Source organism: Pararhizobium qamdonense (assembly GCF_029277445.1).
Classification (GTDB): domain Bacteria; phylum Pseudomonadota; class Alphaproteobacteria; order Rhizobiales; family Rhizobiaceae; genus Pararhizobium; species Pararhizobium qamdonense.
The window spans coordinates 2,078,866-2,102,954 of record NZ_CP119566.1 but is presented as its reverse complement, the minus strand read 5'-3'; the positions used below and the strand labels follow the sequence as shown (position 1 = coordinate 2,102,954).

The following is a 24,089-nucleotide window of genomic DNA, read 5'->3' as shown; positions in this document are numbered from 1 at the left end:
ATACCAACCCGCCGGGCGGCGAATCCTCAAGATTGTCATTCCATGGTCAATAAGACACAAGCAAGGCAGAACCGTCTTCGCCGAATTTCGGCTCGACGCCGAGAAGCGGCGCCGACCGGCTGATGATGTCATGCACCATCGGCGCTGCCGTATTGCCTGCCAGTGCCGCACCATTGCCTTTGTCGGTCTTCGGCTCGTCGATAAAGGTCAGTACCACATAGCGCGGCTTGTCGATCGGAAAGCCGGCGAGAAACGCGTTGAAGTTGGCATCGTTCGAATAGCGGCCGTTGACGACCTTGTCGGCCGTCCCGGTCTTGCCGCCGACATTGAAGCCGGGCACCCGGGCATTACGGCCCGAACCGTTGACGCCGTTCCAGCGGAACAGGAAGCGCATGTCGTCGCTGGTGGATTGCTTGATGACCTTGGTGGAGGCCGCCTGCGCCTGCTCGGGCGTGCGGGGCAGGAAGGTTGGCTCGATCAGATTGCCACCGTTCAGCAGCGCTGCCCCGGCCACCGCCGTCTGCAGCGGCGTGGTGGAGACGCCGTGGCCAAACGAGATGGTGATCGAATTGATCTTCTTCCATTCGCGCGGCTGGCTCGGCATCTTCACTTCCGGCAGTTCCGTCTGCATTCTGGTCAGCAGCCCGATACGGGTCAGGAATTCCTTGTGACCTTCGATGCCGACAAGGTCGGCCATCTTGGCGGTGCCGATATTGGAGGAATACTGGAAGATTTCCGGCACGGTCAGGACCCGGCGCTTGCCGTGAAAGTCCTTGATGGTGAAGCCGCCGATGCGGATCGGATTGGTCGCATCGAAGCTATCGGTCAGCTTTACCTTACCCGAATCAAGCGCCATCGCCGTCGTAAACGACTTGAACGTCGATCCCATCTCGAACGTGCCGTTCGACATGCGGTTCATCCAGCCTTCCTTGGCGCCATCGGCCGGCTTGTTCGGATCGTAATCGGGATAGGAAACCATGGCGAGAATTTCGCCGGTTGTCACATCCATCACCACGCCACCGGCGGCAATCGAGCGGAACTTGGTCATCGCATCGACGACGACATCGCGCAGGATGTTCTGGACGCGCAGGTCGATCGACAGCTTGACCGGCTCGAGCTTGGCATCGCTGGTCATGCCGATGGCGGCGAGATCGGCAAGCCCCTGGTTGTCGATCCAGCGCTCCATGCCGGCAATGCCGCGATTGTCGACATTGACATGGCCGACAATATGCGAGGCGGTGGCGCCGCCCGGATAGAAGCGGCGCTTTTCCGGCCGGAAGCCGATGCCGGGAATGCCGAGCGCCAGAATTTCGCTCTGCTGCTTCGGCGTCAACTGGCGGCGCAGCCACTGGAAGCGCGATGGGGATTTCAGCTTGTTGTAGATATCAGCGACATTGAGGCTCGGCAGAACAGTGGAAAGCTGCTCGACGGCCTCGTCGGCGTCGACGATCTTGTGCGGTTCCGCATAGAGCGACACGGTGCGGATGTCGGTCGCCAGGATCTCCCCGTTGCGATCGAGAATATCCGGGCGCGATGCCATCAGATTGTCGGCACGGCCAATGCTGGAAACCATCTCCGGCTGGGCCAGGCCATATTGCACGAGGCGGCCGCCGATGATGCAGTAGACGGCCGTGAAACTGGCGATGACGATGGCGACGCGGCTTTTCGCCTGGTTGCTGGTCCGCTTGCGCGTCCCTTCGAACGGCCGGCCGAGATCGCCCGGATGATTGTTGCCGCCAGCGGAGAAGTGGGCCTTGCTCTTGACGACCATGATGCGGGAGAGAAAGGACATCAGCGCTCCACCGAACCTGTTGCGATATCGTCGGTGTCAGCCACCGGCTTCTTCGATTTGGCATTGCCCTTGGTCTTGGCCTTTGCCAGCCCCATCGCCTCCAGAACATCGGCAGGCGGCGGCAGGTCCGCCCTCAGCATCGGCAATTCCTCGGGCCGGGAAAGCTGGGTCGGATCGGTGGGCGAAAGCTGCAGGTCCTGCTGGTAGACGCCGACCAGCTTTTCCAGCCGGTTCGGCTGCGTCAGCAGCGCCCAGTCGGCGCGCAGGAGATCGATCGTGTCTTCCTCAAGCTTGATGCCTGCTTCCAGCTTGCGCACTTCCTCAAGCTTGTTTTCGGCCTGATGCTTGATCGTATAGGTGACCGTGGCAGCGGCTGTCATGACGACGATCAGGACGATGTCAAAACTACGCAACATCTCTCAGCCCCCCATCTTTCCAAGGCTTGCAAGGTTCGGCAAATCGAAAATGGATAGGTCATCTGCCTCGGGCGGGGCCTCTGTGCGCGCACCGACCCGCATCTTGGCGGACCGGGCGCGCGGATTGCGCGACGCTTCTTCTTCGCTTGCCGCCACCATAGACTTGCCAACTGGTGCGAAGGTTGCCGCGCGTTCGTGGGCAATCGGCAGATGCCGCGAGCCCGACGCCTTGCCGGCGCGGTCTTGGAAGAATTTCTTGACGATCCGGTCTTCCAGCGAGTGGAACGTGACAACCGTCAGCCGTCCGCCGGGCTTCAGCGCACGTTCGGCCGCAAACAGCGCTCCGGCGAGTTCACCAAGTTCGTCGTTCACGAAGATGCGCAGCGCCTGGAAGACGCGCGTGGCCGGGTGAATCTTGTCCTTGGCCTTGCGCGGCGTGACCACTTCGATCAGCCCGGCAAGATCTCGGGTCGTGACGAACGGCTCTTCGAGACGCCGCTTTTCGATGGCGCGCGCGATGCGGCCCGACTGCGGCTCCTCGCCGAGAAAGCCGAAAATCCGGGTGAGATCGGTGACCTTGGCCCTGTTGACGACATCGGCGGCAGAGACACCGTGAGACGACATGCGCATGTCGAGCGGGCCCTTGCGCTGAAAGGAAAAGCCGCGATCCGCCTCGTCGATCTGCATCGAGGAAACGCCGATATCGAGCACGATGCCATCCAGGCCATCGGCCGGGGCGTGCTGCGCCAGATCGGAAAACTGCGACTGAACGAGCGTCAGGCGCCCGGCACTGGCTTCCACCAGCGGCTGACCGCCGAGAATGGCGGCCGGATCACGGTCAAGCGCGATCACATCGGCACCGGCAGCAAGGATCGCCGACGTATAGCCGCCGGCGCCAAACGTGCCATCAAGAATGATTTTGCCTGGAGCAATATCCAGACTGGCGAGAACCTCGGGGAGAAGAACCGGAATGTGACGGACCGGTCCGCCTTCGGCATCAGTAAAACCTGTGCCCTGATCCGTCATCATTCCGCCTCTCCACTCTAGCCCGAACGCAGACCTCGCAATCTGTGCTCTTCCCGTGCCGCTGCCTGCGTTTGCGCAAAAACATGCGGCGCCCACAGCTGAAAATGATCCGCCCGCCCCACGAAAGTGACTTCCGTGTCGATGCCGGTGAAATCGCGGATAAAATCCGTGACCATCAACCGGCCTTCCTGGTCGAGCTTCATGAAGACCCCGCCCCCATGAACCAGGAGCGACATCTGATTGGCCTGCGGCGAGAACGGATCCTCGCTGCTGATTTGCCTTTCGAACCGGCCCAGCAAATCCGGACCGCCGGCGCTGATAGCCGGAAAGACGAAATCCTGAAAGCAGTAAAGCTCCCGGATATCGAGCGCCGACAAGACGGAACGAAACATCGAGGGAACGGAAACCCGCCCCTTGGAATCGATCCGGTTTGTCGCATGCGAAAGGAAGCGGTTCATGACACGATACAGCCGTTCCCGGTGGGCACGCCAGCCCCAACAGCCCACACACACCATCAAAAGGACGCGCAACACCCCACAGCCGGGCGACATGCCCGTTCGAAAACCCCTTGCGGAGCACCTCCGAAACTTGCGGTGAGTAGGCTTGAATCAGCCCGTGTGCAGTGCATGACTGGGATAACATGGGACCATATGGGCGTCAATGGGATTTGGTCTATTTCGGCACGCGACGTCAGCAAATATTGATAGTCTGTTAAGTTTAACAAATGGTTACAAATGCACAGTCAAGACTTTGGATTCACCGGCGAATTCCGCTTCAGTGATTCCTTATATATTATTTAAGTAATTTATAATTGATATGGCTATTCAAGCAGATAAGCGATTTTGAAAACCGCCATCCGTAAACTTGAAAAATAAGGGAAATTGCCAGTTGGCCTGTAAGCCGGGTTCTGTATGGCTCCGGCCCGAAAGCCGGAACGTGGCAGCCATTCATCTGGGACAACGCTTGCGCGCTGCCTCCTGCAACCCACCCGGATGACTGACCCGGAAAAGGCCGGAACGCTTGCGCGAACCACGTCATCCCTATTCGGTTTTGCTCCCGGTGGGGTTTGCCTTGCCACCCATGTTGCCATGCGTGCGGTGGGCTCTTACCCCACCCTTTCACCCTTACCTGCCAAGGCAGGCGGTATTCTCTCTGTGGCACTTTCCCTGGGGTCGCCCCCGCCGGACGTTATCCGGCACCGTTTTTCCGTGGAGCCCGGACTTTCCTCCCCCCGCAACCTTTCGGTCCTAGCGGAGCGCGGCTGCCCGGCCAACTGGCACGCGGTGCATAGCCGAGGTGCCAGCCAATTGAAAGCGGCAAAAACAAAAAGCTGGCAACGGCGTCATCCTACCGGAAGCAGACGGCAAAATCGCTATCGTATTCGCTGGCGTCAAGCACGCCATTGAGAAGCAGCGACGCCCCGAGCCGGCCGATCTCGTCCGAACTCTTGGCCGCCGTCCCGTTGCCGCCGGTCAAAACGGCGATGCGATCCGTATCGGCAAAGCCGATATAGGGATAACCGTGGCGCGTGAACGTGGTGACGCAGGGGCTCCACTTCAGCGACGCCGGCACGAATGACGGCATGACGCGCGACAGCAAGGCAGCCATATGATCGGCTGCGGACCGGTTGGCCTCACCCCTGAACCAGGCGCGAACCTCAGGCTCGGAGCCGATATGGACGTCGCTGGGATCGCCACCGATCTTGATATAATGCTTGCCGTCGGGATAAAGGATCGGCGGCAGGAGATAATAGCTTTCGTCCTGCTCGAGCGCCGAGCCGATCAGCGACGGCATTGCCGCAAACCTCTGCAGATCGGCCTCCCCCACCTCGGCAAACAGCACGGTGCGCGCCTTGACGGTCAGATCCAGCGGCCGGGCGAGAAGCGGCCCGGAAATCGAAAATCCCCCTGCAGAGATGATCGCGCGGCCGCCCCTGAAGATGGCGCCATCCACCGTCCGCACATTGACGGCGCTGCCGACACGGGCAACGGCCGAAACCTCGGAGCGAACGACCGTCACACCGGCTTTTTCCGCCAGGATGACCTGCGCCTTGACCAGCGCGCGCGGATTGATGTGGCCGGCATTGCGCGGCTCGAACACGCCGCCATAGCCCGCCGGAAACCGGAACCAGGGAAACTGCCCTTCAAGATCCCGCTCGCTGACGAAGGGCGCCTCCACCCCGAGACGGTTGCGGGCGGCAATCACATGGTCGAGCGTATGTTCTGCACCGCCCGGCAAAGGCGCGGCAATCAGGCAGCCGGCCTCGCTGTAGAATGCGACACCGCTCTCTGCCGCGATCTCGGCGTAGCGTTCGATGGACCGCTGCGCCAAAAGCGCCCAGACCGGGTCCGGATCGATCGTGCGGGTGATGCGGCCATTGTCGTAGTGACTGCTGAAGACACCGCCATGGCTTGCCCAGTCTTCCGGCTCGTCCGGCCCGATCAACGCGATCTTGGCGCCGCTGCGTGCCAGGTGCCGGGCAGCCGCTGCCCCCATCATGCCCTTGCCAACAATGATGAAATCGAATGTGTCTGCCATATCGCACCCTTTGGAAAATGGTCCTTGCGCAATATCATGGCATCGGCCGGCTGGCATCTGCGAACTGGAAAAAATTCCGGCCTTGGACAGTTCAGTCGATGATCGCCTGCACCTTGCCGCAATAGCGGCGCGACACCGGGTTCATCTTCTTGGCACCGTGCCCGGCATTGTAGCGCAGGATCGTGCCGCAGGTGAAACCGCCGGACAGTTCATGCGCCATGGCGAGATATTTCATGCCGAACTTGATGTTGGTTTCGGGATCGAACAGGCCGCGCTTGCCGCCGGAATACCCCATCATCCGGGCCGTGGCGGGCTTGATCTGCATCAGGCCGACTTCTCCGGCGCTGCCGCGTGCCTTCGGATTGAAATTGCTCTCGACCTTGATCACCGCATGGGCGAGATCGACGGGCACGCCATATTGCTTGGCATATGTCTGGATCAGGCCGCTATAGACGGAGGTCTTGAGCGCGGTGACGCCCGGTGCGGGATAACCGGTCGTTCGGGTGACCGGCTTGATGGAGGATGTGATTGTCTTGTCGGTGCCCCCGGCATACGACGTTTCAACCCCGGAAAACAGCATGCAGAAGCATGCCGCAGCCGCAGCAAGATGCGATATTCTCATTTAGTTTGAAGTCTCCACTTTCAGGCGCTGCGGCTTTCAGGGCGCACCCCGCCCTGCCGTCTCGCATCCCGATTTTCGTCATCAACAGGAAGGGCTGGAGGCCAGAATTACCTGCGGTTCGGTACGGCCGCAAAAGACCCCGGCATCATGGTGATGATATGGCAGTGCACAAAATTAGTCTGGAGACAGCATGAAACGGAGAGCAAAAACACTGCCGGGAAGCGAGGGTCAGCGGCTGAAATCCGGCAGGCCGGACAGCAGTCTGTGCAACGTGTCGAGCGTCGAAATATCGGCGATGCCATCGACCTGGGAAGGGCGGAAATGGCGCTGGAATGCCGCCACAGCACCCTCGGTTTTCTCGCAGAAAACACCTGTCACTTCAATTCCGTAGCCGTAGAGCGACAGCATTGTCTGCACGGCCTCGACGGGCTGGCCCTGGTCGCCGCGCTGGAAAAATCTGCCGCCGCCGATCGGCGCCGGTGGAACCCAATGCCCGACACCGCCGGCATGCAGCCGTTCCCAGGGAAATTTTTCTCCCGGATCCACCTTGCGAATAGGGGCGATATCGCTGTGGGCCAGCACCCGTTCAGGGGCGATCGACCAGCGTTCGCCGCAGTTTCGACACAGTTCGACGACCGCATCGATCTGCACGGACGGGAAATCCGGCAGCCCGCCGGGATGGCCGGCATTGGCGATTTCGATGCCGATCGAGTGCGAATTGATGTCGGTCTCGCCCTTCCAGATGCTCTTTCCCGCATGCCAGGCGCGGCGGTCCTCAGGGACGAGCTGATCGACGCGTCCGTCCTCGTGAACGAAATAGTGGCTGGAGACCTGGCTTTCATCGCGGCAGAGCCAGTCAAGCGCTGCTGCCGCTGTCGGCATGCCGGTATAGTGCAGGATGATCATGTCGGGCTTCAGCCCGCCTGCCCTTTCGCCATGATTGGGCGACGGCACGAAGCGCGCGGCGGGATAGTCACAGACGAAGTCCGTCATGCGGCGCGGCGTTCTTTCTCGATCGCCTCATAGGCGGCATTCAATTCTGCCATGCGATCGTTGGCGATCGCCTGCAATTCCTGGGGAACGCCCCGGGCGACCAAGACGTCGGGGTGGTTCTCCGATACCAGCACGCGGTACCGCTTGCGGATGATCGAGAAATCGTCCTTCGGCGAAACGCCGAGGATCTTGTAGGGATCGGCACCGGCGCTGTGGACGTGGCGGGCCATGATCTCCTGGAAACGCTCTTCCTTGATGTGGAAAATCTCGGCAACCCGCGTGAGGAAGTTCAATTCCTTCTCATGCACAGCGCCGTCGGACTTGGCGATATGGAAGAGCCCGTCGATAATATCTTCGAGCACCGGGCAATTCTGATCGCAGGACACGCAAAGCGACGCCAGCTTCTCGGCATAGGCCTCATAGCCCGCAACGTCCTGACGGGCGAGATTGTAAAGTCGGGCGACGTTCTGCGCCTGGTCATCGGGAAACTTGAAAATATCGCGGAACGCCGACACTTCAGCCTCGGTGACGATGCCGTCGGCTTTTGCCATCTTGGCGGACAGCGCGATCATGGCGACGGAAAAAGCCACCTTGCGGCGGGTTTCCGGATCACCTTCAAACAGCGTCCGCACAGCTTCGATGACACCGGCGAGCGCATTGCCCGTCGCGGTGACGATGCTGAGGATGCTATCCCAGAATGACATAGGCACGTTCTTTCCCATTGTTGGCTGATCCACGTCGTTGCGGTGGTATGGCACGGGCAGCGCGTCCATGCGCAAATGCAGGGTGGCTCGCACGGCTGTGCCGCCACGGTATTCGTGCAGCTCACCAAACAGCATGACCAGATGTTGCGGCATATTGCAAGGCGGCAAACCCGCGCATTTGGCCGAAATGACGAATTTGTGATGGCACCTCATTATTGTAGCAGGCGCTGCCGTGACCGTCCATTCCCGTTGACACATTTTACGCCGAACCGGCCCTATCATGGCTGGGTGAAAGACTTTTTCCGCTGCAGTCCCCGGTTCGTTTTTTGCCCAAAGGCAGTCGCCCGGCCCTGATCTGCCGGCTTGGCTGCACCATCCACCGCGATACCTGCAGCATGTCATTTAACTTCCATGGGAATTGCGCTAGAGAAACCGCGAACGATCGTGCCGCAATCTCCAAGGAGGACTCCATGGCCAAACAGAAAGTTGCAATGCTGACCGCAGGCGGGCTCGCGCCATGTCTGTCCTCCGCCGTGGGTGGCCTGATCGAGCGCTATACCGACATCGCGCCGGATATCGAACTGGTTGCCTACCGTTCCGGCTATCAGGGCCTGCTGCTGGCCGACCGCATCGAAATCACCCGCGACATGCGCGAAAAGGCGCATATCCTACACCGCCATGGCGGCTCGCCGATCGGCAACAGCCGGGTGAAGCTGACAAACACCGCCGATTGCATCAAGCGTGGCCTGGTCAAGGAAGGCCAGAACCCGTTGCGCGTCGCGGCCGAACGGCTGGCCGCCGACGGCATCACTATCCTGCACACGATCGGCGGCGACGACACCAACACGACTGCCGCAGACCTTGCCGCCTATCTCGGCGCCAACGGGTACGACCTCACCGTCGTCGGCCTGCCCAAGACCGTCGATAACGACGTCGTGCCGATCCGCCAGTCGCTCGGCGCCTGGACGGCAGCCGAATACGGCGCCAAGTTCTTCGACAATGTCAGCAACGAACAGAGTGCTGCACCGCGCACGCTCGTCGTGCACGAAGTCATGGGCCGCCATTGCGGCTGGCTGACTGCGGCCACCGCCCGCTCCTATATCCAGCACATCGACGACCGCGAATTTGTCGATGGCTTCATGATGAACCGGCAGATGAAGAATATCGACGGCCTCTACCTGCCCGAGACCGCGTTCAATCTGGAAGCCGAATCCCAGCGTCTGCGCGCCATCATGGACAAGACGGGCTTCGTCACGCTGTTCGTTTCGGAAGGCGCCTGCCTCGATGCCGTCGTTGCCGAGCGCGAAGCAGCCGGTGAATCCGTCAAGCGCGACGCCTTCGGCCATGTGAAGATCGACACGATCAATGTCGGCGGCTGGTTCTCCAAGCAGTTCGCAGCGCTCCTGGGTGCCGAACGCTCGATGGTGCAGAAGTCCGGCTACTATGCCCGTTCGGCACCGGCAAATGCCGACGACCTGCGCCTCATTCAGGGCATGGTCGATCTTGCGGTCGAAAGCGCGTTGAACAAGGTCTCCGGCGTCACCGGTCACGACGAGGACCAGGGCGGCAAGCTGCGCACGATCGAATTCCCGCGCATCCGCGGCGGCAAGCACTTCGACACCTCCGTCAAATGGTTCGGCGAGGTCATGGACGTGATCGGACAGAAATGGTCGCCGGCGAACTGATATCCGGCTCATAAACGCCTATTGACGGCTTCGTTTGCGCATGGCTTCCTCGATCGGACGCCACACCCAAACGGAGCCGTTTTCATGTCGATCGAACACTGGCTGGCCTTCGTTGCCGCCTCCGCCATCCTGCTTGCCATTCCCGGCCCGACGATCCTGCTCGTCATTTCCTATGCGCTCGGTCACGGCCGCAAGGTGGCGACCGCCACGGTCGCCGGCGTAGCCCTCGGCGATTTCACCGCAATGACCGCATCGATGCTCGGCCTTGGCGCGCTGCTCGCCACATCGGCTGCGGTTTTCACCGTCCTGAAATGGGTGGGTGCCGCCTATTTGATCTGGCTCGGCATCAAGCTCTGGCGCGCGCCGATCGCAACCGAGGCTGCCGATGGCACGATGTCGGTCCCGGCAGAGCGCCCCTTGCGCATCTTCCTGCACACCTACGTGGTCACGGCGCTCAACCCGAAAAGCATCGTGTTTTTCGTGGCCTTCCTGCCGCAGTTCCTCGATCTCAGCCGCCCCCTGTTCAACCAGATGATGATCTTCGAAACCACGTTCCTGGTGCTCGCGACCCTGAATGCGACGCTCTACGCATTGATGGCTTCGGCGGCGCGCCAGACGATTCGAAAGCTCAAAGTTCAGGCCATCGTCAACCGCACGGGCGGGTCGCTTTTGATCGGCGCGGGCCTTCTGACGGCCGGTTTGCGGCGCGCCGGCACCTGAAAAAGCGTCCCACGCTTGCGGTGCAGCGTCTCATAGGTTAATGACATCCAGCGCATGGTGGCCTCTGGCTGCTGATTTGCATAGGGCTGTGGGGCCTGACAGCACGAAAGTGACAGCATGGCGAATTTCCGTTTTTCCGTTTCAAAACCGGCTGTTACAGCCTGCGCCCTGATCTCGGTATCGCTTGTTACCGGTTGTTCGAGCGTCGAGCGAACGCCGATGGAACAGCTGATGGCAGTGCAGACGGTCACCCCGCTGCCAAAGCCCGGAACGGAAATGACGGCCTACGCTTTGCCGGCCCCGGACGGCGCAGCATCGGCCACAGCGGCAGCCCTTGCAGCTGAAACAGCGATGATGAAGCCCGGCGAGACAGCACCGGCACAGACCGCCTCTGCCAACCCGGCTGCGGTTCCTGCGGTGGCCGCCAATGCACTGGTGGCGCCCCAGACATCCGCAGCCGCGCAGGCCGCTTCGGCTGCCATTGTGCCGGAAACCGAGAACGCACAAGCATCGGCAAAATCCGATCGCGTGCCGCAGATTCCCGAAGGCATGATGATGGCCGCGATGGAATCGGATTTCGATACCGGCGAACCCATGGGCCTGGAAACATTGGTCGCCAAGCGCATGATCGTTCCCGTTGCCAAGCCGTCGATCGGTGCCAGCGCCTATGCCATGGCCAAATCGATCCCCGCGTCCCTCGGCATCACGCAAAAGCCGACCAGCTCGCGCCCGGAACTCGATCGTCTCATCACCTATTACGCCAAGCTCAACAATATCCCGGAAGACCTGGTTCACCGCGTCGTCAAGCGCGAAAGCACCTACAATCCGCGCGCCTATCACTCCGGCAATTACGGCCTGATGCAGATCCGCTACAACACGGCCAAGGGTCTTGGTTATGAAGGCCCGGCTGAAGGCCTGTTCGATGCCGAAACCAATCTGAAATATGCCACGAAATATCTGGCCGGCGCCTGGATGGTGGCCGACAACCAGAACGACGGCGCAGTCAAGCTCTATGCCAGCGGCTACTATTACCACGCCAAGCGCAAGGGCCTGCTCGATACTCTCGGCATGCGGTAAGGCTGCAAAGCCTTCGGCTTTTGAATTTCAATTTGAAATTTTAACTTCAGGGGCGGTCAGTTGACCGCCTCTATTATTTTGGCCTGCAACTGGCGCACGTCATAGCCGCTGCGGGACGGCGTCAATCCGAGACGTACGACCGCAAGACCATGCGAGGGTACCAGCATGACGCTTTGGCCGTCATGCCCCTGCATCCAATAGGCATCGCCTGGCAAGGGCGGGCCGCCCTCATTTCCGAACTTGGTCCAGACCTGCCCTGCCCCATAGCGGCCGCCGGAGGCCTGGGTCGGCGTGCGCATATAGCTGACGAAATCCTGCGGCAGCAATTGCTCGCCGTTCCAGCTGCCATTCTGAAGCAGGAAGAGGCCGAAGCGCGCCCAGTCACGCGCCGTCGCATACATATAGGAGGAACCGACGAAGGTTCCGTGCGCGTCCGGCTCCAACACCGCGCTGTTCATGCCAAGCGGCCTGAAGAGCGCGGCGCGCGGAAAGGTCAGGGCCTCGCGCACGCTGCCGAACGTGTCCATCCAGAGCCGCGACAGGATGGTGGTCGTGCCGCTGGAATAGCTGAAGCGTTCGCCCGGCTTTGCCTCCAGCGGCTTGGACGCCGAGAAACTGGCCATGTCGCCTTCCAGAAAGAGCATGCGCGTGACGTCGGCGACGTCGCCATAGCCCTCGTTGAATTGAAGCCCGCTCTGCATGGCCATCAGATCGGCCAGCTTGATCTGGCTGCGCGGATCGTTTCGCCATTGCGGCAGAAGCTCGGTGCGATCGAGCGCCATCTGGCCGTCGCGGATTCGAAGGCCAATCAGTGCAGCCGTCACCGACTTGGTCATCGACCAGCCAAGCAAAGGCGTCGCGCTGTTGAAGCCTTCGCCGTAATTTTCCGCAACGATCCTGCCATCCTTGACGACGACGACGGCGCGCATGCCGGGGCCGACCAGCTGCGGATCGGTCAGAAGCGTCTGGACTGCCGGGTTGATCGCCGTGCCGCTTCCATCCGGCCAGGGCTTGCCCTCATCCGATTGCGGCGGCCGGCGGCGCAGCTGCCTGTTGCCCGGAAAGGCGGCAAATTCGCCCTCGGTCACATTGGTGCAGCCAAGCCCCTCGCGATAGATCGCCCGGCCGGGCGCTGCAAAACCGAACAGGCGCGCCGTCACGGTCTTTCGGGTGTCATCGACGGAAATCCGCACCAGCCGCAAAAGCGGATGTCCCGGCGCCTGGACATCATCGGCAAGAACGGCATTGGCGTCCCTGTCTGCGATGAAAACGTTCGAACACACAATCTTGGCCGCATAGCCGTCACCGATCCGCAGAAGGTCCGGCGGGGCGACGACAAGCCAGCCCGCAACGGCAGCCAACGCTGCCGAGACCGAGCCCGCAAGCCAGAACCACCTTTTTTTCCGCATGCGCATCGCCCCTGCTTCGCTATTTTTACACAAACAGGATTTCACGCATTTAGGAAGGCTTTGTGGCAATCACATTGACGCTAAACATGTTTCTGAAGCCTCATACAGGAAATGAGGCCCTAACCGATGGATCGTGCCGCCAGTTGCTCCGGTTCGCGCTTCAGGATGGCCATCGCCCCCTCCGCCGACACCGGGCGCGAAATCAGGTAACCCTGCGCTTCCGAAGCACCGAGCGCGCGCACGAATTCCATCTGCCCCTCGGTTTCGATACCCTCAATGGTGGTGGAGACCTGGAACGTGTTTCCCAGCTGCAGGATGATATCGACGATTTCGGCATCCCGCTGATTGCCAAGCATCGCCTGGGTAAACGAGCGATCGACCTTGAGCTGGTCGAGCGGAAAGCGCCTGAGATTGTTGATCGACGAAAAGCCGATGCCGAAATCGTCAAGCGCGATGCGCACGCCGTGCGCGCGAAGCTCCGTCAGGCTGTCGCTGATGATGGCCGCATCGACGTAAAAGATCGATTCGGTGACCTCGATGGTCAGGCGGCCGGGCGCAAGTCCCGCCTCAGCGAGGCATGCCTTCACATGCGGAACGAAAGCCCGGTCCTTGAACTGGTCGCCGGCGACATTGACAGCGATGCCGGTCGGGGCCGGCCACCGCGCCGCCTCCAGGCAGGCGGTCCGCAAAACCCAGTTGCCGATCGGCAAGATAAGCCCGGTCTTTTCGGCAGAAGCGATGAAATGATCGGGCGGAATGATGCCCTTGTCGGGGTGGCGCCAGCGAATCAGTGCTTCAAAGGCGCGGATAGCCCGGCTTTCGATCCCGACGATCGGCTGATACTCCAGGTAGAATTCACCGGCCGCCAGAGCGCGGGACAGGTCGTACTCGATCTCGCCCTTGCGCGTTGCCTCTTCAGCCATATCGGGCGCGTAGACCACGTGGCTGTTGCCGGCAATTTCCTTGGCCTTGTAAAGCGCGAGATCGGCGCGTTTGAGCACTGCGGAAATCGACGGGTCGTCCGGTTCCACATAGGCAACCCCGATGCTGCCGCCGGTCCAGAACTGCGCGGACGCAAGCTGGAACGGTTCGGCAAACAGCCCCTTGATGGTCACGCAGATATCGTCGAGCTTGCCGTCGGACGGAGACCCGGCAACGACGATGACGAACTCGTCGCCCCCCATCCGGTAGACCGAAGCAATCCCCGACATCGCCTGGATCAACCGCCTGCCGAGCGCCACGAGCAAGGCATCTCCGGCATCATGCCCCATGGAATCATTGACGAATTTGAAACGGTCGAGGTCCAGCATCAAAAGAGCGGTACGGCCCGCAGGCACCGGCCCGGTGGCAAGAATGTCGCGAAGATCGCGCTCCAGCGCCACCCGGTTGGCCATGCCGGTCAGCTGATCGGTGTGGACGATATGCGACAGGTTTTCTTCCGTCTTGCGGCGCAGCTCAAGCTCGTCCAACAGCCGGCTTTGCGTGCGCCCGCGCTGGTAAAAGAACAGACCGCAGACAAGCGGCATCAGGACGAGTGAAACATGCGATGCGGCCAGCGTGCCGCTGCCCAAAAATCCGTGAGCATTGCCGCTCATGCTATCATAAATAATACCAACTGCCGGAAACAATGCCCCGATCGCCGCGCCCATCACAGCATACCGCTGCTCGGACTTCGGCAGAAAAGCCTTTAACATCATGTTAGCGCCCCGAAAAACTTATTCTACCTAACATAGACAGGTTTAATCAATTCTTACGGGTAAGAAATCATAGAAATTTGCCGTCATCAAAATGTAGCGGACTCGTCTTAGAAGCTCCATCCAACGTCAACGGATGGCAGGCAGACATGACCGATCTCGCACCCGATGCAGGCTACGGCAAACGGAACCGCAAGCTGAAAACCGCGCTGATCCAGCACAAGGCGCTGAGTTTGGAAGGCCTGTCGGAACGTCTGTTCGGCCTGCTCTTCACCGGCCTCGTCTACCCGCAGATCTGGGAGGATCCGGCCGTCGATATGGCAGCGATGCAGCTGCGCCCGGAACATCATATCGTCACCATCGGATCGGGCGGCTGCAACATGCTCGCCTATCTCTCGGCAGCACCCGAGCGCATCGATGTGGTCGATCTCAACCGGCATCACGTGGCGCTGAACCGCTTGAAGCTCGCCGCGTTCCGCCATCTTCCGGGCCATGCGGATATCGTCCGCTTCCTCGCCCGGCATGATAATGCCAGCAACGTCCAGGCCTATGATCTCTTCATTGCGCCCAAGCTCGACAATGCAACCCGCCAATACTGGAATGCCCGCAGCCTGACCGGCCAGCGCCGCATCACTGTCTTTGGCAAAAACATCTACCGCACCGGCCTGCTCGGCCGCTTCATCGGCCTTGGTCATCTCCTGGCACGCCTGCACGGCGTCGATCCGAGCGAACTTGCCAATGCCCGCTCGATGCGCGAGCAGCGCCAGTTCTTCGACGAACGGCTTTCTCCGCTGTTCGACCGCCCGGTCATCCGCTGGATCACCAGCCGCAAGAGCTCGCTGTTCGGCCTTGGCATTCCGCCGCAGCAGTTCGACGAACTGGCAAGCCTCAGCGCGGAAAAATCACTCGCCGGCGTCCTGCGCCACCGGCTGGAAAAGCTCTGCTGCCATTTTCCGCTGAAGGAAAACTACTTTGCCTGGCAGGCCTTTGCCCGCCGCTATCCCCTGCCGCATGAAGGCGACCTGCCGGACTATCTGCACGCTAGCCGCCACGAGACCATCCGCAACAATGCCGGGCGCGTGCATGTCCATCACGAAAGCTTCACCGAACTCCTGGCCAGGAAAGCCGCCGGCTCCGTCGATCGCTACGTGCTGCTCGATGCGCAGGACTGGATGAACGACCGGCAGCTGAACGACCTGTGGAGCGAAATCACCCGCACATCGGCGGAGGGCGCCATGGTCATCTTCCGCACGGCCGCAGAAGCCAGCATTCTGGAGGGCCGCGTGTCCGAAAACGTGCTTGGCCAATGGCAGTATGATCGCGAGCAGTCGCAGGCGCTCAATTTGAAGGACCGCTCGGCCATCTATGGCGGCTTCCACATCTACAGGAAGATCGCATGACGGCGATCGAGACCGGTGCAGGCGGCAGCCATGCCGACCGCATGGACCGGATGTATCGCACCCAGCGGCATTTCTACGACCTGACCCGCAAATATTATCTGTTCGGCCGCGACACGCTGATCCGCGAGCTGGATGTTCCAGCGGGCGCCAGCGTTCTGGAAGTCGGCTGCGGCACCGGCCGCAATCTGGCGCTGATCGGCAATCGTTTCCCGCATGCGCGGCTGTTCGGGTTGGATATCTCCGCAGAAATGCTGGTGTCCGCCGAAGCGAAACTGAGCAGACCCGGCCGTACCGGAACGGTGCTGCGCGTCGCCGACGCCACCGATTTTAAGGCAGCCGAATTTGGAGAAGCCGGCTTCGACCGGATCGTCATATCCTATGCCCTGTCGATGATCCCGGACTGGGAAAAGGCGATCGGCGCAGCCATTGCAGCACTCAATCCCGGCGGATCGCTGCATATCGCCGATTTCGGCCAGCAGGAACGCCTGCCAGTGTTCTTCAAACGCGGATTGCAGGCCTGGCTGCGCCGGTTCCACGTCACGCCGCGCCCGTCGATGGAGAGCGTGCTTAGAGGCGTTGCTGCAGACCGCAGCGGCACTTTGGATTTCCGCCCCATCGGACGCGGCTACGCCTGGCTATTCACATACCGGCGTGCCGGCAGCTGACCCGGCACAAGCCCCGCGACATCATCATGCTTCATGATTTGTCACCGGCAAACAGGCCGTGTTAACGGTTAGCCGGGCCGCTTTCGCAATTGCCGCTTGAAACTAACTCAATTTTTACGATGATATGGTGAAAATGAGGTTCATGCCTCCTGGGGGATTCACATCAGCGGATATCATCGCGTGAGGCAGCAACGTCGATCGTTTCAGAACGGAAACCTCATGCGCCGGCTATTCCTGGCTCTTCTGCCTATTGTCTCGCTTCTTTCCGCCTGCACATCGACAGATTACGATCTCGTCTCCACGGCATCGATCCCGCCGAAGTTCCAGGACAAGGACCCGCAGGATTTTGGCGCAAAGACGCCGCAGCATCACACGGTCCACGGCATCGACGTCTCGAAATGGCAGGGCGATATCGACTGGGCCAAGGTGAAGGCCTCCGGCGTCTCCTTCGCCTTCATCAAGGCGACGGAAGGTAAGGACCGGATCGACGCCAAGTTCAACGAATACTGGCAGGAGGCGCGCGCCGCCGGCCTGCCCTATGCGCCCTATCATTTCTACTACTTCTGCTCGACAGCCGACCAGCAGGCCGACTGGTTCATCGCCAATGTTCCCAAGAGCGCCGTCTATCTGCCTCCGGTTCTCGATGTCGAATGGAACGGCGAATCCAAGACCTGCCGCTACCGGCCCTCGGCCCTGACGGTTCAGAGCGAAATGAAGCGCTTCATGGACCGGCTGGAAGCCTATTACGGCAAGCGCCCGATCATCTATACCTCGGTCGATTTCCACCGCGACAATCTCGTCGGCCAGTTCAAAGACTATCATTTCTGGGTCCGCTCGGTCGCAGCCCACCCGACGGAAATCTACACCGAGCGCCGCTGGGCCTTCTGGCAATATACCAGCACCGGCGTCATTCCCGGCATCAGCGGCAATACCGATATCAATGTTTTTGCAGGCTCGCACAAGAACTGGAAGAGCTGGGTGGCGGCCGTTTCCAAGCCCAAGGCAATGGCGCAAAACTGATAGAAACGCAGCGTCATTTCTTCTTTCCGCCCCATTGCCGTGCGAAAGACGCTGCCATATTTTCCGCCAGATACGAGCAGCCGTATTTACGCTGCTTTCAGCCGGTTTCCGGCCTTACAACAAGGACTTGCGATGACACGCAGCACACTGCGCTCCGTTCTTTCGATCGGTTTCCTCACCCTTTTGACCTCAACGGCGCTTGCGCAGCAGGCGGCGGCACCAGCCACACCGGCAGCAGCCTGCGGCGGCGATCTCGCCACCTTCCTGCAGGGCGTCAAGGCTGAGGCTGTCGCCAAGGGCATTCCGGCCGATGTGGCGGATCGCGCCCTTGCCGGTGCTGCGATTTCCGAAAAAGTGCTCAGCCGCGACCGCGCCCAGGGTGTCTTCAAGCAGAGTTTTACCGAATTCTCGCAGCGCACCGTCAGCAAGGCGCGGCTGGACATCGGCGCAAAGAAGATGAAGGAATATGCCGCGATCTTTGATCGGGCCGAAAAGGAATTCGGCGTTCCAGCACCGGTGATCACCGCCTTCTGGGCGATGGAAACCGATTTTGGCGCCGTTCAGGGCGATTTCAACACCCGCAACGCCCTGGTGACGCTGGCGCATGATTGCCGCCGCCCGGAAATGTTCCGCCCGCAGCTGATCTCGGCCATCGAGATGGTCCAGCATGGCGACCTCGATCCGGAAACCACCACCGGTGCATGGGCCGGCGAAATCGGCCAGGTGCAGATGCTGCCGGAAGACATCATCGCGCAGGGCATGGACGGCGATGGCGACGGTCACGTCAACCTGAAGCAGAGCGCGCCGGATGCCATCCTGACAGCCGCTAAATTCATCAAGAGCCTCGGCTTCACTGCGGGCCAGCCCTGGATCCAGGAAGTCAACCTGCCGGAAAACCTGCCCTGGGAAAAGACCGGCTTGCAGACCGGCATGACCGCAGGCGACTGGTTCAAGCTCGGCGTCAAGCCGCGCGACGGCAATACGGCGTTCCCGCAGCTTGCCTCCTCGCTGGTCATCCCGCAGGGCCGCCACGGCGTCGCCTTCCTGACCTATCCGAACTTCAACGTCTATCTCGAATGGAACCAGTCGTTCATCTACACGACCTCGGCCGCCTATTTCGCAACGCGGCTTGCCGGCGCCCCCACCTATGACAACCACACGCCGGAACCGGGCCTGAACGACGAAGAGATGAAGGCGCTGCAGACGAAGCTGCAGACGCTCGGTCATGACGTCGGCAAGATCGACGGGATCCTTGGCTCCGGCACCCGTGCAGCGCTGCAGAAGGAGCAGCTGCGCCTCGGCATGCCGGCCGATGGCTGGGCCACACCGGCTGTCCTCAACGCTCTGTAATATCCGCTTCACGCTTTTTCGGCGCTCTTGCCCGCCGCCGGTGGTGGCGGGCAAGTCGCAAGGCACGGTAGCGCAGCTTCAACGACCAACGGGCGCCCGCAAGCGCCGCTCCCCGTTTCGACACTTCGTTCAGCTCGCGCGCATAGGCGACGGCAAAGGCCTTGCGGTAGGTGAGCAGATGTTCGGACGCGATGTTTTCCAGCCGGTGCATCATGCTGACCCAGAGCGGCGAGACGAGCAGGGAAACCGCAGTCACGGCGATCGCCACCTTGTAAGTATCGAACTGCAGGACACCGGCCCCCAGGCCGGCGGCGGCCAGCACGAACGAGAACTCGCCGATCTGCGCCATCGACAGGCCCGCCACGAGCGCAATCTGCGGCGATGAGCCGGTCTTGCGCAACAGGAAGATGTTCAAAAGCGTCTTTGCCGCAATCACGATCAGCGCAGCACTCAGCACCGGCCAGAAATTCTCACCGATGAAAGTGAGGTCGATCAACAGGCCGATCGACAGGAAGAACACCACCAGCAACACGCTCTGGATCGGCTCGATCACAGGAATGACGCGGCTGCGCAGCGTCGAATTGCCGATGACGATGCCCGACAGAAACGCCCCATAGGCCGGCGACATGCCGGCAAGGCCCGAAATCGCGGCGGCCCCGAAGCAGACGGCGAGCGCGCCGAGCGCCAATATCTCCACCTTGTCCTCGACCGCCTCGCTATAGGGAACCCGCAACTTGCCGTGGCGGCCAAACCACCAGAGCAGTGCCGCGAGAATGGCAATTGCGATCACCATTTTGACCGCGATGATGCCGATATGCAGTTCCTCGCCACCGAGACTCGAGACCAGAATGAGCATCGGCACCACGGCGATATCCTGCGCAATCAGCACGCCGACGGCGATCCGCCCGGTTTCGCTGCGCAACTCCCCCATATCCTCCAGCATTTTCATGGCAACGACCGTGGACGACATTGCGATGACGAAACCGAGGATCAGCCCCTCGGCCATGCTCGCGCCCGTAATCAGCGCAATCAGCCCTGCGGCAGCGATTGCCGCGATCACCTGTCCGCCCGCCACCAGCAAAGCCTGCCGCAGGCTGAGCACGAAGGCCTTGATCGACAATTCCATGCCGATGAAGAACAGGAGGACGACGACGCCCATTTCGGCCAAAAGCGTGACATTGGCACTGTTGGAGATAAAGCCGAACCCGGTCGGCCCCAGGGCCACGCCCGCCAGGATGAAACCGACCAGCGGCGGCTGGCGCAGGCGCAGGAACCCCAGTCCGAGAATGGCTGCGACGGCCACGACGATCGCAATGGAGACAAGCCCCTGGCCGTCATGTGCGGCGGCGATGGATTGTGTCGTCAAAGGCTCCAGCAGATCGTCCTTCATATCTGTGACGTCGGTCAAGAATCGGGTGGATAGATCCCACCTTACGCCTTAGAGGCTTGTAGGATAAGTAAACTATAACGCGGGCTATGTTTCGAGCGAAGCAGGGGACAGTCAGATGGATACAACAACGACGGGCCTGCAGAGCCGCATGACGATGGCCACCTGGGGGCTGCTGGTCCTGCTCGGGCTGATCTGGGGCGGTTCGTTCTTTTTCGCCCGCATCGCCATCCAGCATGTTCCGGCGTTCACGCTGGTCCTGCTGCGCGTGGCGCTGGCGGCCATCGCGCTGCACATCTATATCTTTGGACGCTATGACATCTACCGCGAGCTGACGGCCCGCTGGCCGCAGTTCCTGCTTTTGGGCCTGATCAACAATGCCATCCCGCACACCTTCATCTTTCTTGGCCAGACGCAGATCGGCGCCGGCCTCGCTGCCATCCTCAATGCCACCACGCCAGTCTTCACGGTGCTGATTGCCAATGCGTTGACGCAGGACGAAAAGCTGAGCCTTGCCAAGATCGCCGGCTGCCTGCTGGGCCTGACCGGCACGGCGGTGCTGATCGGTCCGAGCGCCCTGCCCGGCCTCACCCATGCAAACAGCAACATTCCGCTCTGGGCGCTGCTCTTTCCGGTCGCAGCCGCGATCAGCTATGGGTTTGCGGCAACCTATGGCAAGCGCTTCCGCGGGCTTGCCGCCCCCGTCACGGCGGCGGGACAGCTGACCGCATCGACGCTGATTATGCTGCCGCTATCGCTGATGATCGACCAGCCCTGGCAGCTGGCCTTTCCGCCACTGACATCGGTGCTCGCGATCCTTGCCTTGGCGCTCGTATCGACCGCCTATGGCTACATCCTGTTCTTCCGCATCATGGGCCTGGCCGGCGCGACCAATACCTCGCTGGTCACCCTGCTCGTCCCGCCGAGCGCCATTCTGCTCGGCATCCTTTTCCTTGGCGAAACGCTGGAGACAACAGATATTGCCGGCATGCTGCTGATTGCGGCAGGCCTCGTGGTGCTTGATGGCCGCCTTTTGCCCCGCCGCCGGACCTGACCGGCAGAGCGGAATCAAGCAGGGAAAGGATGTGTCCAATTGGCCACTCACAGCGCATTTCACGCCGTTACATTAACCAAAGTAAAGACATTGTGAAAAAATTGTGGCGGGCGGCAAAAGTGCATTCAATCATGTGCTTAGCCCTGTGAATAAGCCTCTGCGGCACCTCCGATGCCGCAACGCAGCATAACTTTTCCTTTCACGCGTGACATTTTCCCCCTATCTTTCGGCTGTCAACGCAAGGAGGGCCGGTTATGGGAATAACACATTCGTTGAATGTCCTCATGATAAGTGCAGCGTTCGTATTCGTTGCAACCATGCTTTTTATCTAAAGCATCCGCAAATAGTCCGGTCGATCATCAAGGACTTTAAGAACCGCAATCCATTGCATCAGGATCCAGCCAGGTAACGCGCTCCGACGAGGACCCCGGACCTGAGACTGAAACACTCAAAAGCCCTTGAAACCATCGGTCTCAAGGGCTTTTCCATGTCCGGTTTGCCTGGTTCGCCGCTGTCGTAATCTGTCTTCAGGCGGCAGCACCGGCCGAGCGCGGCTGGACCACAGCCGATGGCACCCGCTCAAAGCCAACGAGATCGCAGACGGCCGCCACCAGCGGCGAGCGGTTCATCGTATAGAGATGGAAATCGCGAAGCCCGCGCCGCGCCAGATCGACGATCTGCTCGGCAGCGATGTGGGTGGCTTCCTTGAAGCGTTCCTCCGGGCTCTCATCCAGATGCACCAGCCGGGTGACGATCGCTTCGGGCACCTTTGCCCCACAGAGCCCGGCAAATTTGGTGATGCCAGCCAGATTGTTGATCGGCATGATGCCGGGAACGACCGGAATCTGGATGCCGGCGCGCCGCACACGCTCAAGATACCGCTCGAAATCATTGTTATCAAAGAAGAACTGGGTGAGCGCACGCGTTGCGCCATTGTCGACCTTGCGCTTCAGCATGTCGATATCGGCAGCCACATCCGGGCTTTCCGGGTGTTTCTCCGGATAGGCGGACACGGAAATCTCGAAATCACCCTTCGCCCGGATGGCCGCCACCAGGGCCGCAGCATTCTCGTAGCCATCCGCAAATGGCTCGTAGCGCGCCCCGACGCCCCCTTGCGGATCGCCGCGCAGAACCACGAAATGCCGCACGCCGCTGCCGATGAATTCGGCAACGACGGCATCGACCTCCGCCTTCGTCGCCCCAACGCAGGTCAGGTGCGCTGCCGTATTGGCAAAGCCCTCGTCATCGATCATCCGCCGCACGGCCGTGAGCGAGCGCTCCTTGGTAGAGCCGCCGGCACCATAGGTCATCGTCACGAAAGCCGGATCGAACGCCGACAGATCTCCAGCGGTCTGGAACAGCTGGGTTTCCATATCGTCATTTTTCGGCGGAAAATATTCGAAGGACAGGCGCAGATTGCCGCGTTCGGCCGGGTAAAGGGTGTGTATCGGCATGTCATGTCCTCCCGGCATAGGCGAGAGCGCGCTTGCCCTCGGGTGTATCGATAGTCGCGGCCTGCCGCTTGTCGCGCGCAAGCCAGATGGTCACCGTCAGCAGCCGGTCCCGGTCGGTGCCGGGGCTGAGATCCACCGTCTCCTCGACGCTCAGCCCGGCCTTTTCCAGCCAGTCGGCCATCGTCTGGCGCGAAAAGCCAAGGCGCATATGCGCATGCTCGTCCCGCAGATATTCCAGCGTATGTGGCGCCAGATCGATGATTGCCAGCCGGCCTCCGGGCACCAGCATGCGGGCTGCCTCGGCAATCGCCGCCTGCGGCTGCGGCAGGAAGTGCAGCACCTGGTGGATGGTGACGAGATCGAACTGCCGGCCGTCGAGCGGCAGGTTGAAGATATCGCCGTGCCGGATCGACGCCTTGGTGATCCCGGCGCGGTCGAGATTGGCGCGGGCAACCGCCAGCATGTCGCGGCTGGCATCGACGCCGACACCGCGGCGGTACAGGCCTTCGAGAAGCTGCAGGATACGCCCGGTTCCGGTTCCAAGATCAAGCAGACCATCGACCGGATCCGTCCCGATCACCTTTTTCAAGGCCGCCTCGACATCGGCTTCGCTGACATGCAGGCGGCGAAGCTCGTCCCATTCGGCCGCATTGCGGCTGAAATAGGCTTGGGCTTTTTCGGAGCGCGCCTGTTTCAGCGCCACTAGGCGCTCGCCATCGCGGGTCAACACGGCGTCTGCGCTATCGGAGGCCGAGAGCAGGTCGCGTACCAGCGCCACGCCTGCCCCCTCGCCGCGCAGACGAAAATAGGCCCAGGCGCCCTCCTGATAACGATCAATCAGAGCGACTTCGGCGAGCAACTTCAGATGCCGGGAAATCCGGGGCTGCGATTGTCCGAGAATTTCGGTAAGATCGGTGACGGTCAGGTCGCCGGCGGCCAGAAGCGCCAGAAGACGCATGCGCGTCGGCTCGCCCGCTGCCTTCAGCACATCGACCAGTTCGTCCAGTCCCAGCCCGTGTTCTCGCGCCATCATAAACCTCATCAACACATAAAGATATGTTTATGTGATTTTCGAGTTTTCCG

21 protein-coding genes and 1 other RNA gene are annotated in these 24,089 nt (G+C 61.0%); 8 read left to right on the top strand and 14 right to left on the bottom strand.

The window, feature by feature from the left end:
* Window positions 1–46: 46 nt before the first annotated feature.
* The 9 genes from PYR65_RS10090 to PYR65_RS10050 form a co-directional block, all read right to left on the bottom strand.
* On the bottom strand, window positions 47–1,792 hold the full coding sequence (locus PYR65_RS10090; protein ID WP_060638807.1) for a peptidoglycan D,D-transpeptidase FtsI family protein: 1,746 nt from the start codon (window positions 1,790–1,792) through the stop codon (window positions 47–49).
* Window positions 1,792–2,208 (bottom strand): cell division protein FtsL, encoded by a 417-nt coding sequence (gene ftsL, locus PYR65_RS10085; protein WP_060638806.1) that lies wholly within the window; start codon window positions 2,206–2,208, stop codon window positions 1,792–1,794. Before ftsL ends, PYR65_RS10090 begins: the two co-directional genes overlap by 1 nt.
* A 3-nt stretch (window positions 2,209–2,211) precedes the next feature.
* Entirely contained in the window at window positions 2,212–3,237 is a 1,026-nt protein-coding gene (rsmH, locus tag PYR65_RS10080) for a 16S rRNA (cytosine(1402)-N(4))-methyltransferase RsmH (RefSeq protein WP_276120874.1), read from the bottom strand.
* 14 nt (window positions 3,238–3,251) lie between these two features.
* Window positions 3,252–3,692, bottom strand: a complete 441-nt coding sequence (mraZ, locus tag PYR65_RS10075; RefSeq protein ID WP_276120873.1) for a division/cell wall cluster transcriptional repressor MraZ — start codon at window positions 3,690–3,692, stop codon at window positions 3,252–3,254.
* Window positions 3,693–4,114: 422 nt separating this feature from the next.
* Window positions 4,115–4,511: RNase P RNA component class A (rnpB, locus tag PYR65_RS10070), an RNA gene on the bottom strand.
* 70 nt (window positions 4,512–4,581) lie between these two features.
* Window positions 4,582–5,772, bottom strand: a complete 1,191-nt coding sequence (locus PYR65_RS10065) for an NAD(P)/FAD-dependent oxidoreductase (RefSeq protein WP_276120872.1) — start codon at window positions 5,770–5,772, stop codon at window positions 4,582–4,584.
* A 91-nt stretch (window positions 5,773–5,863) separates the two neighbouring features.
* Window positions 5,864–6,394, bottom strand: coding sequence for a lytic transglycosylase domain-containing protein (locus tag PYR65_RS10060; RefSeq protein WP_276120871.1), 531 nt, complete (start codon window positions 6,392–6,394; stop codon window positions 5,864–5,866).
* Window positions 6,395–6,622: 228 nt separating this feature from the next.
* Entirely contained in the window at window positions 6,623–7,387 is a 765-nt protein-coding gene (locus PYR65_RS10055; RefSeq protein ID WP_276120870.1) for an N-acetylmuramoyl-L-alanine amidase, read from the bottom strand.
* Window positions 7,384–8,091: a J domain-containing protein gene (locus tag PYR65_RS10050; protein WP_060638898.1), complete on the bottom strand. Its 708-nt coding sequence runs from the start codon at window positions 8,089–8,091 to the stop codon at window positions 7,384–7,386. The genes PYR65_RS10055 and PYR65_RS10050 overlap by 4 nt, the downstream gene beginning before the upstream one ends.
* Window positions 8,092–8,561: 470 nt before the next feature.
* On the opposite strand from PYR65_RS10050, the gene PYR65_RS10045 reads away from it, so the two are divergent.
* From PYR65_RS10045 to PYR65_RS10035, 3 genes are all read left to right on the top strand, one after another.
* Complete coding sequence (locus PYR65_RS10045) at window positions 8,562–9,776, top strand: pyrophosphate--fructose-6-phosphate 1-phosphotransferase (RefSeq protein WP_276120869.1); 1,215 nt, start codon at window positions 8,562–8,564, stop codon at window positions 9,774–9,776.
* 84 nt (window positions 9,777–9,860) lie between these two features.
* On the top strand, window positions 9,861–10,496 hold the full coding sequence (locus PYR65_RS10040; RefSeq protein WP_276120868.1) for a LysE family translocator: 636 nt from the start codon (window positions 9,861–9,863) through the stop codon (window positions 10,494–10,496).
* A gap of 117 nt (window positions 10,497–10,613) precedes the next feature.
* The gene (locus PYR65_RS10035) at window positions 10,614–11,573 is read left to right on the top strand and encodes a lytic transglycosylase domain-containing protein (protein ID WP_276120867.1); all 960 of its coding nucleotides are present in this window, start codon (window positions 10,614–10,616) and stop codon (window positions 11,571–11,573) included.
* Window positions 11,574–11,629: 56 nt separating this feature from the next.
* On the opposite strand, the gene PYR65_RS10030 is transcribed toward PYR65_RS10035, so the two are convergent.
* Window positions 11,630–12,988: a serine hydrolase domain-containing protein gene (locus PYR65_RS10030; protein WP_407951294.1), complete on the bottom strand. Its 1,359-nt coding sequence runs from the start codon at window positions 12,986–12,988 to the stop codon at window positions 11,630–11,632.
* A gap of 113 nt (window positions 12,989–13,101) precedes the next feature.
* Entirely contained in the window at window positions 13,102–14,577 is a 1,476-nt protein-coding gene (locus tag PYR65_RS10025) for a putative bifunctional diguanylate cyclase/phosphodiesterase (protein ID WP_162252670.1), read from the bottom strand.
* A 248-nt stretch (window positions 14,578–14,825) separates the two neighbouring features.
* Here PYR65_RS10025 and PYR65_RS10020 point away from each other — a divergent pair, with 248 nt between their 5' ends.
* The 4 genes from PYR65_RS10020 (at window position 14,826) to PYR65_RS10005 (ending at window position 19,111) form a co-directional block, all read left to right on the top strand.
* Window positions 14,826–16,076, top strand: coding sequence for a DUF3419 family protein (locus PYR65_RS10020; RefSeq protein WP_276120865.1), 1,251 nt, complete (start codon window positions 14,826–14,828; stop codon window positions 16,074–16,076).
* Window positions 16,073–16,741, top strand: a complete 669-nt coding sequence (locus PYR65_RS10015; protein ID WP_276120864.1) for a class I SAM-dependent methyltransferase — start codon at window positions 16,073–16,075, stop codon at window positions 16,739–16,741. Before PYR65_RS10020 ends, PYR65_RS10015 begins: the two co-directional genes overlap by 4 nt.
* A 219-nt stretch (window positions 16,742–16,960) precedes the next feature.
* The gene (locus PYR65_RS10010; RefSeq protein ID WP_276120863.1) at window positions 16,961–17,761 is read left to right on the top strand and encodes a glycoside hydrolase family 25 protein; all 801 of its coding nucleotides are present in this window, start codon (window positions 16,961–16,963) and stop codon (window positions 17,759–17,761) included.
* 132 nt (window positions 17,762–17,893) lie between these two features.
* The gene (locus PYR65_RS10005) at window positions 17,894–19,111 is read left to right on the top strand and encodes a lytic murein transglycosylase (RefSeq protein ID WP_276120862.1); all 1,218 of its coding nucleotides are present in this window, start codon (window positions 17,894–17,896) and stop codon (window positions 19,109–19,111) included.
* On the opposite strand, the gene PYR65_RS10000 is transcribed toward PYR65_RS10005, so the two are convergent.
* Complete coding sequence (locus PYR65_RS10000; protein ID WP_328518501.1) at window positions 19,098–20,519, bottom strand: cation:proton antiporter; 1,422 nt, start codon at window positions 20,517–20,519, stop codon at window positions 19,098–19,100. The two genes, PYR65_RS10005 and PYR65_RS10000, sit on opposite strands and share 14 nt — an antisense overlap.
* A 97-nt stretch (window positions 20,520–20,616) precedes the next feature.
* Here PYR65_RS10000 and PYR65_RS09995 point away from each other — a divergent pair, with 97 nt between their 5' ends.
* Window positions 20,617–21,552, top strand: a complete 936-nt coding sequence (locus PYR65_RS09995) for a DMT family transporter (protein WP_276120861.1) — start codon at window positions 20,617–20,619, stop codon at window positions 21,550–21,552.
* 527 nt (window positions 21,553–22,079) lie between these two features.
* Here PYR65_RS09995 and metF read toward each other — a convergent pair.
* Both metF and PYR65_RS09985 read right to left on the bottom strand, forming a co-directional pair.
* Entirely contained in the window at window positions 22,080–23,006 is a 927-nt protein-coding gene (gene metF, locus PYR65_RS09990; RefSeq protein WP_276120860.1) for a methylenetetrahydrofolate reductase [NAD(P)H], read from the bottom strand.
* A gap of 1 nt (window position 23,007) precedes the next feature.
* The gene (locus PYR65_RS09985) at window positions 23,008–24,036 is read right to left on the bottom strand and encodes an ArsR/SmtB family transcription factor (protein WP_060638896.1); all 1,029 of its coding nucleotides are present in this window, start codon (window positions 24,034–24,036) and stop codon (window positions 23,008–23,010) included.
* Window positions 24,037–24,089 lie beyond the last annotated feature (53 nt).

Bases quoted from the DNA above. Each gene is read 5' to 3' on its own strand.
- PYR65_RS09985 (WP_060638896.1), bottom strand. From the start codon at position 24,036: ATGGCGCGAGAACACGGGCTGGGACTGGACGAACTGGTCGATGTGCTG.
- PYR65_RS09995 (WP_276120861.1), top strand. From the start codon at position 20,617: ATGGATACAACAACGACGGGCCTGCAGAGCCGCATGACGATGGCCACC.
- PYR65_RS10030 (WP_407951294.1), bottom strand. From the start codon at position 12,988: ATGCGCATGCGGAAAAAAAGGTGGTTCTGGCTTGCGGGCTCGGTCTCG.
- PYR65_RS10040 (WP_276120868.1), top strand. From the start codon at position 9,861: ATGTCGATCGAACACTGGCTGGCCTTCGTTGCCGCCTCCGCCATCCTG.
- PYR65_RS10020 (WP_276120865.1), top strand. From the start codon at position 14,826: ATGACCGATCTCGCACCCGATGCAGGCTACGGCAAACGGAACCGCAAG.
- ftsL (WP_060638806.1), bottom strand. From the start codon at position 2,208: ATGTTGCGTAGTTTTGACATCGTCCTGATCGTCGTCATGACAGCCGCT.
- metF (WP_276120860.1), bottom strand. From the start codon at position 23,006: ATGCCGATACACACCCTTTACCCGGCCGAACGCGGCAATCTGCGCCTG.
- PYR65_RS10010 (WP_276120863.1), top strand. From the start codon at position 16,961: ATGCGCCGGCTATTCCTGGCTCTTCTGCCTATTGTCTCGCTTCTTTCC.
- PYR65_RS10005 (WP_276120862.1), top strand. From the start codon at position 17,894: ATGACACGCAGCACACTGCGCTCCGTTCTTTCGATCGGTTTCCTCACC.
- PYR65_RS10090 (WP_060638807.1), bottom strand. From the start codon at position 1,792: ATGTCCTTTCTCTCCCGCATCATGGTCGTCAAGAGCAAGGCCCACTTC.
- PYR65_RS10060 (WP_276120871.1), bottom strand. From the start codon at position 6,394: ATGAGAATATCGCATCTTGCTGCGGCTGCGGCATGCTTCTGCATGCTG.
- PYR65_RS10045 (WP_276120869.1), top strand. From the start codon at position 8,562: ATGGCCAAACAGAAAGTTGCAATGCTGACCGCAGGCGGGCTCGCGCCA.
- PYR65_RS10035 (WP_276120867.1), top strand. From the start codon at position 10,614: ATGGCGAATTTCCGTTTTTCCGTTTCAAAACCGGCTGTTACAGCCTGC.
- mraZ (WP_276120873.1), bottom strand. From the start codon at position 3,692: ATGAACCGCTTCCTTTCGCATGCGACAAACCGGATCGATTCCAAGGGG.
- PYR65_RS10015 (WP_276120864.1), top strand. From the start codon at position 16,073: ATGACGGCGATCGAGACCGGTGCAGGCGGCAGCCATGCCGACCGCATG.
- PYR65_RS10065 (WP_276120872.1), bottom strand. From the start codon at position 5,772: ATGGCAGACACATTCGATTTCATCATTGTTGGCAAGGGCATGATGGGG.
- PYR65_RS10050 (WP_060638898.1), bottom strand. From the start codon at position 8,091: ATGTCATTCTGGGATAGCATCCTCAGCATCGTCACCGCGACGGGCAAT.
- PYR65_RS10025 (WP_162252670.1), bottom strand. From the start codon at position 14,577: ATGAGCGGCAATGCTCACGGATTTTTGGGCAGCGGCACGCTGGCCGCA.
- rsmH (WP_276120874.1), bottom strand. From the start codon at position 3,237: ATGATGACGGATCAGGGCACAGGTTTTACTGATGCCGAAGGCGGACCG.
- PYR65_RS10055 (WP_276120870.1), bottom strand. From the start codon at position 7,387: ATGACGGACTTCGTCTGTGACTATCCCGCCGCGCGCTTCGTGCCGTCG.